This window comes from Catenibacterium sp. co_0103, from assembly GCF_004168205.1.
Taxonomy (GTDB): Bacteria; Bacillota_I; Bacilli_A; order Erysipelotrichales; family Coprobacillaceae; genus Catenibacterium; species Catenibacterium mitsuoka_A.
On record NZ_RCYB01000001.1, the window covers coordinates 1 to 13,131 of the forward strand.

The window sequence follows — 13,131 nt, forward strand, 5'->3', positions numbered from 1 at the left end:
TTTAGAAGCAGCACCGTTGCAGAGATGAGCCCTTTTGCGAATACTCTTACCAACTGGAAAAAAGAGATCATCAACAGCTTCATAATTGTGGATGACAAGGCAAACAGAAAGATGAACACTGCCATCGTTGAAAACAGAAACAAGTCCATCAAGCTCCTCAAGCATGCCTCAAACGGCTATCTGAACTGGGAGAGATTTCGCAATCGTATCCTTTATACATTAAATGAGGATACAACCTTCTATTACACAAGTATCAGAAAGGATGGTAAATAATATGAGTAAGGTGTTTAAGCTTATTGTTGATGAGAGTAATGAACCAGTAATACTTGAGGAAGATGAAGTTTTAGAGGATATTCTTATTCGTCTGGAGTCTATGTCTCACCGAATTGATGATATTCAGTATTCCCTAATAAAAAATAACGATGAAGACTCATCGTTAGATTTAGATATTTCTGAAATAGACTTCTAGACTATAAAGAAATAAGGGGTGAGATTCACCCCTTACTGCGTAATAATTAAAATTTAGGAAACCCCTAGTTATTTTAAATTACCAAAAAAAGAAGGTTATTTTTAACCTTCTTATCTTCTACCTGCTCCTGCATAGTGTGCAGAATAATATCCACTATTTAATGAAGAAACAACTACACCTGTCTTAGAGTTTGCAGCATGGATGAACTGTCCGCCACCAATATAGATACCTACATGAGAAATACCTGATTTATAAGTTCCAGCGAAGAATACTAAGTCACCAGCTGTTAAGCCATCCTTAGATACTCTTGAAGTTCCACTATACTGAGCTGCTGCAGTTCTAGGTAATGATTTACCATTCTGACTATATACCCAAGAAGTGAATCCTGAACAGTCAAATACTGTTGGTCCAGAAGCACCCATACGATATGCACAGCCGAGTCTTGAACGTGCTGTTCCAACGATACCACCTTGTGCAGCGCCTCCGCCAAGACCACCAAAGTTATAGCTTACGCCTTTGTTGCTCTTGTAGTTCTTGTTGTTAGTTTTTACTTGTACTACTGGTGCAGCAGATACATTGATCTTTGCACTTGTTTCAGATCTATTACCAGCATTATCAGTAACTCTGTAATAAACACGATAAGCGCCAGCTTTGTTTGTATTAACAGTTCCAGTAATTTCTACTTTACCTGTTACATCACCATCTAAGTTATCGATAGCTGATGCTAAGTTTGATTTAGGATCAAATGAAGTACCATACTTCACATCTACATTATCGCTTTTTAATGTAATTGCTGGTCCAGCCATATCTGCAACTTTTACTTCATAATCATTTGAAGTCTGGTTTCCAGAACTATCTGTTGCAGTTACCTTGATTGGCTGTGAATCAGTTAGATTTCTAGTATCTACATTACCTTCTACATTAACTGTAGGGTTCACATCATAGTTATCCTTAATATCAACATAATTGTGAATATCGAAACCATCACCATAGTTAACAGTGATATTACCATTCTTTAAATTCATTTCTGGCGCAATTGTATCACCAACATTGAATGTAAAGTCTTTTTCTGCTTTATTACCTGTGTTATCTTCAACAGTTGCATGGATTACCTGTTCACCTAAAACAGATGTATCTAAGCCACGATCGAAAGTAATGAAATCAGAAACATCACCATCTACATTATCAGTTGCTTTGATGTACTGTTTTAAATCATTGTTGCCATTTGCTTCAACATCGATTACATAACCATCATTATTTACTGATTCTAATGCAGGTGCTTCTGTATCAACAACTTTAACTTCAACTTCTTTAGTTGTTTCGTTGTTGAATGCATCCTTTACAGTAACATTAACTTTATAAGTTCCAATCTGATCCTTCTGATAAGAAGTATCATTAATTTCAGTTTTAATAACACTTACTGTATCTCTATTATCTGATACAGTGAAATCACTTGCTTTTAATTCTGTTCCGAATGGTACTTCAAGCTTATTTGAATGAACAATAGGTGCTGTTCTATCAGCTGCTGCATAACCTACTAATGCAAATGCTGAAATAGCGACTACTGGAATAAACATTGTCTTCTGAGTTTTAATACGATCTAGCATGAAATCTACAACTTCTTTAGTTTTCTTATCCATGTAATCCACTCCCTTTCTTTACGACAATGACTATTATATCACTCTGTACAAAAAAATAAAGAACTTTCTTAAGAAATTTTTAAGAAATATAAAAAATAGTTGAATATATCAACTCTTTTTTGATTAAGAATTATTTAATAATGTTGTAAGAATTATGGTATTAAGCACGTTTTTCTTTAAATGTTAAGGATAATGCTAAAGCGGTTACAATTAATACGGATAAAAACAAATAGAATGGTGTCATTGTAGAGAAGCTATCAATCAGTTTTCCACCAATTAACTGTACGACTGCAGCTCCAATTCCTCTACCTACTGTTGCCTGTAAGCCAAAAGCTGTAGAGACATACTTATCTTCTACAATTTCCATGATTAATCTTACTGTAATCATAGTAAAGAGAATAGTAGATAGGCCTTTGAATACAAATACTGCCACAATTAAATTTGGATTAGGTAATGTTGCATACCAAACAAAGTTGACTATAGACATGGCACATGCAAAGAGCATGATATGTTTATATGAGAACTTCTTAATAATAAAGTCAGTTGCAAGTATTGCAGGTACTTCAAATAATGTCGCAAATAACTGGTATGTACCTACCATGGATGCTGTTCCACCTACTGATTTAATAAATACTGAGATATAAGTGAAATTAGCTGTACAAGCGCCCCAGAAGAAGAAAGAGATTAATAGGAATATAATGTACTGCTTATTCTTAAAGAGGCTCTTATAGGCTTCTTTTGAGCTATATTCTACTTTTATTTCAGTCTGCACTTCTTCTGGATCATTGACTCTTAGAATACAGATAAGAACTGTTATTGTACCAAAGAGGAAAATAACAAAGATAGAAATAGGTGCAATCACATCATAAACTAAACCACATAACTGAGCACTAATGGCATAACCAACAGAACCCCATAATCTGATCTTACCAAAGTCATAAGGTGAAGAAACACCAATTCTGTCCGTTAATGGTGTCACTGCATTAAATAAGGCAAGAATAGTCGCACTAGTAATTAATAGAATAATTAGCTGATGTGAGAACATAAAGATAACATTCATTACTACTGTAATAAATAATGCTACTAAAGATACCTTTCTAGGTGAACGGAAGCGGTCTGCCAATGTTCCTAGATAAGGCTGAGCAAAGATTGAAAATAGTGGTGCTGATGAAGTAATGAGTGATATCTGTTGAGCATTAAAATGAATATCACTTAAATATAAAGCAAGCATTGCATTGTAACAGGCAAATGCAAAATAAAAGAAAAATGATGTACCAGCATGATACATATAGCTGTTCTTTTTCATGTTGTTCCCTCCAACGTTCCATTATAACTATATATTTAAAAAAATCTTCAATTTTTCATATAATGTAAGGGAATTGTAAAAAAGTCTAACTCAGTGAGTTAGGCTCGTTTATCAAAATCATGTCCTGGATCGAATGCTAACACATAGAATACACTGCCACAGTCCACTCCAAATAAGACAAACTTCTCTTTATTATATCACACTTAAGAGAACCATTATCTCCTGTCCAGAATGCGGCAGTAGAATGAATATTAAGGACTATAGAAAATGTAAAGTCATGCATAACATGATAAGAGGCAAGAACACTTTTCTAATACTTAAAAAGAGAAGATTAGTATGTCCTCAATGTAATAAGGTAGTGACAGAGGAAAACACTTCTACAGAGAAAAGTCATAGCAGATTATCTCAAACCTCAGAAATGAAAATCATGAATTAAAATCCGATCGGATTATTACAAAATCGTTCATGTTCTTTAGTGCTGGTATTGTGTTAAAGAGCAAGTTAATAATCTTACTTCTACTTTCATATTCAATCTTAAACACTTTATCTAAACGCTTCTTCAAATAATGACAAATAAAATTTTCAGCCGATAATTTAGGATAATGGTAACTGACTACTCCCACGGGCAAGCCCGTGGGGTTCTGATTGCCAAGTGTAGCTTGTAATCGTACATCATTTTCAGACTTTGGAGTTACAAGTGTAAATCTATTTGAATCAGAACTTTCACTACCAAGCAGTCCAGCGACCACATTAACGGTAAATTTCTACTTTCGCAAGGAAGTATAGTCAATCTCCCTGAATATGTTTTACGCTATCTTAATTCCGCTATTTAATACCTTGATCTCGTTAACCTTAATCCATTCGATTAGAGCTTTTTTTTGCTGTAACACTTATCAAATTCAGAAATACATTTGTTTTTATCTGTATCTTGGGTTCTGTAATCGTAACAGTATAATAGGAATGATGAATACCAGTCTCTTTGTGCCTCAGTACCATCTTGCAGCTTATACATTCGGTCAGATAGTCTCTTTTTAACACAGTCATCAACAGTATGGTCATATTGACTTGCTCTGTAATCATTAGATACTTCAATATATATATACCACCTGATATCTTGAATTTCTGTTCTACAGCAGCTTGAAACCCAGAAGGACATCTGTTCTTCATAGACCTGCCAAAACGTTTTTTCTTATTAAACTTACCCTTATGCTTAACTCAAGTAAAAATTATGTGGCTTTCATCCCATAGGCAAGCCTATGGGTTTTTCGCTACTAATTTATAACATCCTTTGTAATTTCCTCTTCTATTATTCTTTATATATACTAATCACATAACCGTCTCAATTTCTAGTTATATTTCCAATAATTGAACTATGTCTCTTCGAATATCCTTAACCTCTTAACAATCTCCTCCGGCTCTGGCAACATTGCTTTCATCGCTTCCGGTAACGTATTTCTTAACTGATATGTAGCCACACCTATCGGAGCATTAATATTCTTCAACGCATACTCTACATAAGTTTTATCCTTACTCTTGCAAATAATAATTCCGATTGACGGATTCTCATCTGGCAATTTGAGCTGCTCGTCCAACGTTGTCAAATACAACTGCATCTTTCCGGCATATTCTGCTTCAAATTCACCTATTTTCAACTCTATGGCTATCAGACTTCTCAACCTTCTATGAAAAAGTAATAAATCAATATACAAATCTCTGCTTCCTGCCATCAGATGATATTGATTTCCGATGAATGTATAATCTCCACCCATTTCTATCAAAAACGCTCTTATGTTATTTACCAATTGCATTTCTAATTCGTGTTCAGCGTATTCAGGTGACAATTCCGCAAAATCAAATATATATTCATCTTTTACCGCAAGCTTAGCCTGTACACTTTGCTCTACCGAAAGCGTTAAATCAAAATTCGTCTGATTCAACAAATATTTCTCATAGGTCTGTGCTTCGATAAAATTAGTTAAGATGCGTTTTGTCCATCCATATCTTTTCACCATCTGAATGTAAAATTCCCTTTGCAAAACATCCTTACACTTTTCCATAATAATGATGTTATTGCTCCAGCTAATTTCTCGCACCAATGGTGCGAGTTTTTCAGAATCACGGTAAGTTAAATAAAAATTACGCATTCGCCACAGATTGGCTGCTGAATATCCCTTTGCTCCGGGAAACTTTTTTTGCAATTCTGTTGAGAGTACTTGAACAATTGATTTTCCCCAATCATTTTCTTCCTGCTGTCTATAAATTTCTTCTCCAATTTCCCAATACAAATTTACAGTTTCTGAATTGATTGATTTCAGAACCTGATACTGCTTTTTATGGATCAAATCTTTTCAATCATCCATAAGTGGTTCATATCCCACAATTTCATTCTTTCCCATGCACTTCTCCATTTCTCGCACCATTGGTGCGAGTTTTATAATTCAACCAGCTTGATATCCTGTTTTTCTATTTCTTCACAAATCTCATGATTTCATACACCTCACTTTATACTCTACTTATTTATACTGCATAAAGCGGTTATTTTCTAATTCAATATATAAAAAAACTGGTACACGAGGTACCAGTTATGCCTTTCTTTTTGCAGCTTCTTGTCTATTCTTTTGTGCTTTAATAACTTTCTGTCTTGAGAATTCTTCTCTGTCCTTTTCATCCAAGGCTTCTGTAATCATCTTTACAGTCGCTTCAAAACGAGGGATAGAGATGTTCTGTAATGCGTTAGCACGCTTTTGTGTCTTACGAATATTATTCGCTAAACGATATACAGAGTTTTCTACTTCTGCAAGCTTTACTGTCATTTCTTTTACATGATAGAAACAGATATAAGCATAATCTACCTTAGAGTTCGCACGTTCAAAACCATAACCAACTCTTAATGGTGTTTTCTCATATTCAATCTTAGGTAATTCTACACCCATAACTGAACGATACTTGACACTAATACCTTCATCAATAGGTACACCTTCTACAACATCAGAAATAATACCTAAAGATTCATTTGCTTCACGTAATGCTGCATAAGCACGATCATAAGAATCAGTGATGTCATCACGGATTTCTTTTACATCATCAAGTAATGACATCATTTCTTTAATTAAGACATTTCTTTTCTTATCGAGCAGGTCATAACCAAGTCTAGCAAGTTCAAGAGACTTCTTGGTTGCCATCAAATTCCCTTTAGTAGGGACAACCTGATTAGCCATTAGTTACAGCGTCTTTCAATTCTTTGATGACTACATCTTCGTGTAAATTAAATTCTTTGACTGCTTTTTCATGATCATAGAATTTATCTACAACAGCATTATCAATACGGTCCAATGTATTCTTTGGAAGAACTGATAATAGTAACCATCCAAGGTCTAGGGTTTCTTCGATAGATCTATTTGTATCGAATCCCTGATTAAGGAAGTGCTGCTCGAAAAGACGACCAAATTCCATATATTTCTTATCAGCTTCTGATAATTCATCTTCACCGATAACTGATGTTAATGACTTAACATCCTGTACATGGGCATAACATGCAAATAACTGGTTGGCAACATCCTGGTGGTCAGCTCTTGTAAAGCCTTCACCGATACCATCCTTCATAAGTCTTGAAAGTGATGGAAGAACACCAACTGGTGGATAAATACCAGTCGCATTTAATTCAGGATCAAGAGTAATCTGTCCTTCTGTGATGTAACCAGTTAAGTCAGGAACTGGGTGTGTAATATCGTTGTTAGGCATTGTAAGGATTGGAATCTGTGTAACAGAACCCTTAGCGCCCTTTGCAATACCAGCTCTTTCATATAATGAAGCAAGGTCAGAATAAAGATAACCTGGATAACCTTTACGACCTGGGATTTCACCTTTACTTGAAGAGAATTCACGTAATGCTTCACAATAAGAAGTAACATCAGTATAGATTACAAGAACATGCATATCATGTTCAAATGCTAGATATTCAGCAGCAGTTAATGCACAACGAGGTGTTAAGATACGTTCGATGATTGGGTCATTAGATAAGTTCATGAACATAACTACTCTCTGCATAACCCCTGCTTCTTCAAATGATCTTCTGAAGTAGTTAGCTACGTCATTAGTAACACCCATTGCAGCAAAGACAACAGCGAAGCCTTGTCCTGCTTCATCGGCAATTTTAGCCTGTTTTACAATCTGTACAGCTAACTGGTTATGAGGTAAACCAGAACCTGAGAAGATTGGTAGCTTCTGACCTCTAATTAGAGTCATTAGACAGTCAATAGAAGAAATACCTGTGTTGATATAGTTTCTTGGATATACACGAGAAACTGGGTTAAGAGGCTGACCATTGATATCAGCACTCTTTTCAGCATAAATATCTCCAAGACCATCAATTGGTCTACCTGCACCAGAGAAGACACGGCCAAGCATTTCCATTGATAATGGTAATTCCATTGGATGACCTAATAGTCTTGTCTTAGTATTCGCAAGTGATAAAGCGTTAGTTCCTTCAAATACCTGAACAACAACTCTTTCACCTTCAATTTCTACAATACGACCAGAACGTGTTGAACCATCTTTTAACTGTAGTTCAACCATTTCATCATAAGATGCATCTTTAACGTGATCTAATACGACGAGTGGTCCATTAATTTCACTTAAACCTACATATTGAAGTGCCATGTTACCCCTCCTTAGTCAATAGATGCACAAATTGCATCAATCTTCTTATAATAGTAATCAAATTTACTTAAATCATTATTAGGTACATCATATTTCATCTTAACAACTTCATCGAAGATACCTGTTTCAATGATTGTACGAATAGGTTTACCCTGAGCAACAACCTGCTGACAACGGTTATTTAAGTAAAGGATTACTTCCATCATCTTAAGCTGTTTTTCAAGTGGTACATAAGTATCATCTTTATGGAAAGCGTTCTGCTGTAAGTAACCTACACGAACTACTCTGGCTACTTCAATAACAAGCTTCTGATCATCTGGTAAAACGTCAGAACCCATTAACTGTACGATTTCCATTAATTTAGTTTCTTCTGCAAGAATAGAAGCTAATTCCTGTCTATCTCTCATGAATTTAGGATCAACATTCTTTGAATACCATCTTTCAAGATCTGGAATATATTCTGAATAAGATAAGTTCCAGTTGATAGCGAAATAGTGTCTTGCATAAGCTAATGCTTTATCAAGAGCCCAGAATGTACGTACGAAACGTTTAGTATTCTGAGTAACTGGTTCTGAGAAGTCAGAACCCTGTGGAGATACGGCACCGATGATTGTAACTGAACCATTTGTGTTATTTAAGTTCTCCATATAACCAGCTCTTTCATAGAACTGAGATAATCTAGAAGGTAAGTAAGCTGGGAAACCTTCTTCTGCTGGCATTTCTTCAAGACGACCAGAGATTTCTCTTAAGGCTTCAGCCCAACGAGATGTTGAGTCAGCCATGATAGCAACATGGTAACCCATGTCACGATAATATTCAGCAAGTGTTACACCTGTATAAATAGATGCTTCACGGGCAGCAACTGGCATGTTAGATGTATTCGCAATGAGGACAGTTCTGTCTACTAATGGCTTACCACTCTTAGGGTCAACGAGTTCACGAAATTCTTCAAGAACCTGAGTCATTTCGTTACCACGTTCACCGCAACCTACATAGACGATAATATCGGCATCACACCATTTAGCAAGCTGATGCTGAGTCATTGTCTTACCAGTACCGAATCCTCCTGGGATTGCAGCTGTTCCACCTTTTGCGATAGGGAACAATGTATCGATAACACGCTGACCAGTAACTAGTGGCATACTGATAGGTAAACGTTTGTTGACTGGACGAGGTGTCTTGATTGGCCATTTCTGAGTTAATGTACATTCATGAGCTACACCTTCATCATCAGTGAAGACCATAACTACATCATTGATTGTATACTGACCATTTTCTTTTACTTCAGTAACTGTACCTGACATACCTGGCATAACCATACATCTATGTTCGATCATGTCTGTTTCAGGAATCTTGGCATATACAGTACCACCTTCAACATGGTCACCTACTTTAACAGTTAAAGTGACATCCCATAATTTCTTTGTATCTAGTGGTTCTACAGCACTACCTGTAGGAATGAAAGCACCACTTTCTTTTGCGATTTCTTCTAGTGGTCTTTCAATACCATCATAAATATTTCTTAAGATACCAGGACCAAGTGTTACAGAAATAGGCTGACCTGTTGGGAATACTGGTTCACCTGGTTTAAGACCTGTAGTTGTTTCATAAACCTGGATAGTAGTAAATTCTTTAGTAATAGAGATAACTTCACCCATTAATTTACTGTTACCTACATACACCATTTCAAGCATTGAAAAGGCATCTGTATCTTTTACTTTAACAACCGGGCCGTTGATTGAATAAATTAAATTTTCTTTCAACTTGTTTATCCCCCTTCTTTTATTTATTAATGATTAAACCAGAATGCTGGTTGAACCATTCTTTCTGATTCTTTAATGCGAATTCTAATGTTTCATCATGAACAATAGAACTTTCTGTGTTTTCAACAATTAAACCACCAATAGTGATATCTCCAGCTTTCACTTCAGCATCACCATAAGCAGCTTTTAAATCATCAGCAAGACCTAAGTCTTCTTCTTTTACATAAATAACTGAATGAGGCATATAATCACCTGCAAGTTTCTTAGCCTTGTTGACCATGAATTCTTTGTATTCAGGTGTTTTTGTAAATGCGACTAATTCTTCTCTCGCATTCTTGAAGATTGTAGCCACATACTCATCACGTTTATTAATAAGCTTTTTCTGTCTCTCAACATGGGATTCAGAAATTTCTGCAGCTGATTCTGACTGCATTTCATCTAATTCCTGTTTAAGTCTTAAATCTGCATCTTTCTTAGCTTCAGCACGCATAGAAGAATAAGCTTCTTCTTCCATCTTCTTTACTTCAGCCATGATTGCATCGACTTCTCTTTGAGACTGTTTTTCAATCTCATTCTTCATTGAGAGAAATACTTCTTGATTTTCTTCCATTGTATACTCTCCTATAGCTTAACGCCTATTGCCTCAGAGACATAACCATCGATGGCTTCACCAATCTTAGAGTGTCCATGACGGTCAGGAATCTCTGTAATAAGAGGCTTTGGCTGTTTTAATTTAATTTCTGAGATAATATCAGGACAAAGTTCAATTAACTTAGTAGTGACCAAGATAATTGCGACTTCAGGATCTCTCATCTTATTTTCAAGTAAGCTTAAGAAATCATGACGGGTATGAACAACTTTGCCTTCAATACCCACGAGTCTTAGACCAGTGAGGGTATCGATATTATCACTGATCAGAAAGAACTTCATAGTAATCTCCTATAGTGTGTTGATAATTAAGATTGAGATTAATAGACCATAGATGGCAACACCTTCACCTAAGGCAACGAAGATCAATGATTTACCGAAGTTTTCAGCATTTTCAGAGAATGCACCAATTGCAGCAGGAGCAGCAGCAGCTACGGCAATACCAGCACCAAGAGCAGATAAACCAGTTGCAAGAGCAGCACCAATGAAACCAAGACCCTGAGCGATAGAACCAGTCATCTTGTCAGCACCAGCAGCTAATACTGGGCTATTTGCATATGTAAGGAATAATACAAGTGCTACAGCACCAAAGAAACCACAGATATGAGTACCAAGACGCATTTTAGCGCTCTTAGCAGTAACTTTACCTTTGAATACATTTACTAGTGGTAAAGATAATAATACAACAATTAATGCAGGGATAATGAATGTTAAGATAGTAGTCATTTTTTCTTCCTCCGTTATTCTAGACTTTCTTTCATAGATACAAATGGTTTACCATTACCTTCATAGTAACGACTGAATAATTCATAGAATTCAAGACGTAATACCTGGATACCGACAATTAATCCTTCTAGACACATTACAAATGCGTTACCAATAATTAGAACGATAATATAACCGAATCCACCAACCATTTCAGCTAGTGTGTAAACAACAAGCATCATACCAGCGTGTGATAAGACGAAACCGCCGACACGTAGGAATGACATAGTGTTGGCAACAAATGTCAACAATACTTCGATCATTTCGAAGAATGATTCAGTAAAGAAGTTACCAAATCCATGTGGGAACATCTTCTTACCTTCAAGTTTGTAAGTAAGAGGTTCTTTTAAGAAGATCATTACAAGTGGGGCAATGATAAAGATTGCGACATAGATACCCATTGGGATATTTAAGCCAAGGTTTAATAACATATTCATTGCGAGTACTAATACTGCAACATAGAATATTAAACCAGCGACACCATTTTGAGAGAATAATAATTCTCCCCAATGTTTCTTCTTTAAATTTAAATAGATATTGAATAGGATTGAGATGATGATTAAACATACACCTACACCAATTGCAACACCTAATAGCGTCATAGTATTTTCAGATGCCATTGGTGCAAAGAATGGAACGAGGATTTCTTCTGATCCAAATACTGAACCAAAGATTACACCAAATATTGCAGATGAAATACCAATACGCATACCTACTTCACCAAGCTTCATGCCTTTTAATTTATAAGCAAGGAAACCAATGATTGAAAGCAGGATACCTTGACCAACATCGGCGAACATCATACCGAATAAGAATGTATATGTTACCGCAACGAAATTTGTTGGGTCAAAGTCTGTGTAAGATGGAACACCATACATCTCAACGAACATCTTGAATGGTCTTGAGAACCAGTTGTTCTTGAGTTTTGTAGGTGGATAAAGTCTTGAATCTCCCATTGCTGGTTTGATTTCAACATGCACCTTGTCCATCTGTTCAAGTTCTTCTTTTAAAGAGTGTGCATAATGTTTATCACAGAAACCATAGATAGCAGCATTGTTTCCAAATACCACGACATATCTCTGCGCTTCACTTGTCTTATTAAGTTCCTGACATGAAGCATAAATGATTGATAAATCTTTTTCTTTTTTACTGAATAAATCTCTTAATTTACCATCACATTTCTTGATAGAGGCTTCTGCAGTTGAATTCTCTTCTTCAATAATTTCTAATGATTCACTTGGAGTTCCATGAAGGAATTCAGGAATATGAATACGTTCAAAGAATAATGAAGAGAATATGTTATCTATTTCAGGAGCATTAGAAGGAGATGTTATATAGAAACAATAACATGTCTTTGCATCCTGATAGATTGATTTAAATAAGAATTCCTGTGAATCATAATAAGATAACTTATCAAGATTCATTGTAGGTAACTTACCAAATCTAACCTGAATATATTCGCTTGAGAAAAGGTCATCGAAGTCTATATCGAGATCCTTCATATATTTCAAGTACTTTTTGGCCTGATTGTTTTCATCAATCATAACCTGTAATTCATTTTTAACACGTGAGATTTTGTTTGCTTCATCAAGACATTCGCAGAAGTAATCATCTGCTTCTACAATATTGATGATCTGAGGCTTTTCTGATGTATTGATATGAATACCATACTTTTCAGTTGCTTCATCCATACGTCCTAATAAATCAGCATAAGGATTATCCTTATTCATGACCTTAAGACCTCTTACTGAATCCACAAACTTTGATGCTGGCTCTGGATGAAATTTTTCTGAATCAACAAGCTTAGATAATACTTCATCACTCATTGTTTCAGGGAATTCTATCTCAACGAGCTGCAGTTTTGAGATAGCCATAGTATCC

The 13,131-nt window shown here is 35.6% G+C and carries 13 protein-coding genes; 3 read left to right on the plus strand and 10 right to left on the minus strand.

What is annotated here, in order from left to right:
- Positions 1-273 (plus strand): transposase (locus tag EAI80_RS00005; protein ID WP_161220242.1); only part of this gene is annotated, 273 nt, incomplete at its 5' end.
- Between the two features lies 1 nt (position 274).
- Positions 275-469 carry a hypothetical protein gene (locus EAI80_RS00010; RefSeq protein ID WP_129980441.1) on the plus strand — a complete coding sequence of 65 codons (195 nt, stop codon included), beginning with the start codon at positions 275-277 and terminating at the stop codon, positions 467-469.
- 110 nt (positions 470-579) lie between these two features.
- On the opposite strand, the gene EAI80_RS00015 is transcribed toward EAI80_RS00010, so the two are convergent.
- Together EAI80_RS00015 and EAI80_RS00020 are read right to left on the minus strand one after the other, a co-directional pair.
- Positions 580-2,109 carry an NlpC/P60 family protein gene (locus tag EAI80_RS00015; RefSeq protein ID WP_129980442.1) on the minus strand — a complete coding sequence of 510 codons (1,530 nt, stop codon included), beginning with the start codon at positions 2,107-2,109 and terminating at the stop codon, positions 580-582.
- Positions 2,110-2,269: 160 nt separating this feature from the next.
- The gene (locus tag EAI80_RS00020) at positions 2,270-3,415 is read right to left on the minus strand and encodes an MFS transporter (RefSeq protein WP_129980443.1); all 1,146 of its coding nucleotides are present in this window, start codon (positions 3,413-3,415) and stop codon (positions 2,270-2,272) included.
- Between the two features lie 133 nt (positions 3,416-3,548).
- Here EAI80_RS00020 and EAI80_RS13920 point away from each other — a divergent pair, with 133 nt between their 5' ends.
- On the plus strand, positions 3,549-3,851 hold the full coding sequence (locus tag EAI80_RS13920) for a transposase family protein (protein ID WP_129980444.1): 303 nt from the start codon (positions 3,549-3,551) through the stop codon (positions 3,849-3,851).
- 934 nt (positions 3,852-4,785) lie between these two features.
- On the opposite strand, the gene EAI80_RS00040 is transcribed toward EAI80_RS13920, so the two are convergent.
- The 8 genes from EAI80_RS00040 to EAI80_RS00075 form a co-directional block, all read right to left on the minus strand.
- Positions 4,786-5,757 (minus strand): PDDEXK nuclease domain-containing protein, encoded by a 972-nt coding sequence (locus EAI80_RS00040; protein ID WP_202976581.1) that lies wholly within the window; start codon positions 5,755-5,757, stop codon positions 4,786-4,788.
- A 240-nt stretch (positions 5,758-5,997) separates the two neighbouring features.
- Complete coding sequence (locus tag EAI80_RS00045; RefSeq protein WP_006506819.1) at positions 5,998-6,633, minus strand: V-type ATP synthase subunit D; 636 nt, start codon at positions 6,631-6,633, stop codon at positions 5,998-6,000.
- The gene (locus EAI80_RS00050; RefSeq protein ID WP_022425827.1) at positions 6,626-8,074 is read right to left on the minus strand and encodes a V-type ATP synthase subunit B; all 1,449 of its coding nucleotides are present in this window, start codon (positions 8,072-8,074) and stop codon (positions 6,626-6,628) included. The genes EAI80_RS00045 and EAI80_RS00050 overlap by 8 nt, the downstream gene beginning before the upstream one ends.
- Positions 8,075-8,085: 11 nt before the next feature.
- Positions 8,086-9,837: a V-type ATP synthase subunit A gene (locus EAI80_RS00055; RefSeq protein WP_022425826.1), complete on the minus strand. Its 1,752-nt coding sequence runs from the start codon at positions 9,835-9,837 to the stop codon at positions 8,086-8,088.
- A gap of 19 nt (positions 9,838-9,856) precedes the next feature.
- Positions 9,857-10,447 (minus strand): V-type ATP synthase subunit E, encoded by a 591-nt coding sequence (locus tag EAI80_RS00060; protein WP_129980446.1) that lies wholly within the window; start codon positions 10,445-10,447, stop codon positions 9,857-9,859.
- A gap of 11 nt (positions 10,448-10,458) precedes the next feature.
- On the minus strand, positions 10,459-10,767 hold the full coding sequence (locus EAI80_RS00065; protein ID WP_129980447.1) for a V-type ATP synthase subunit F: 309 nt from the start codon (positions 10,765-10,767) through the stop codon (positions 10,459-10,461).
- A gap of 9 nt (positions 10,768-10,776) precedes the next feature.
- On the minus strand, positions 10,777-11,211 hold the full coding sequence (locus tag EAI80_RS00070; protein WP_006506824.1) for an ATP synthase subunit C: 435 nt from the start codon (positions 11,209-11,211) through the stop codon (positions 10,777-10,779).
- A 14-nt stretch (positions 11,212-11,225) separates the two neighbouring features.
- The gene (locus tag EAI80_RS00075; protein ID WP_129980448.1) at positions 11,226-13,124 is read right to left on the minus strand and encodes a V-type ATPase 116kDa subunit family protein; all 1,899 of its coding nucleotides are present in this window, start codon (positions 13,122-13,124) and stop codon (positions 11,226-11,228) included.
- Positions 13,125-13,131 lie beyond the last annotated feature (7 nt).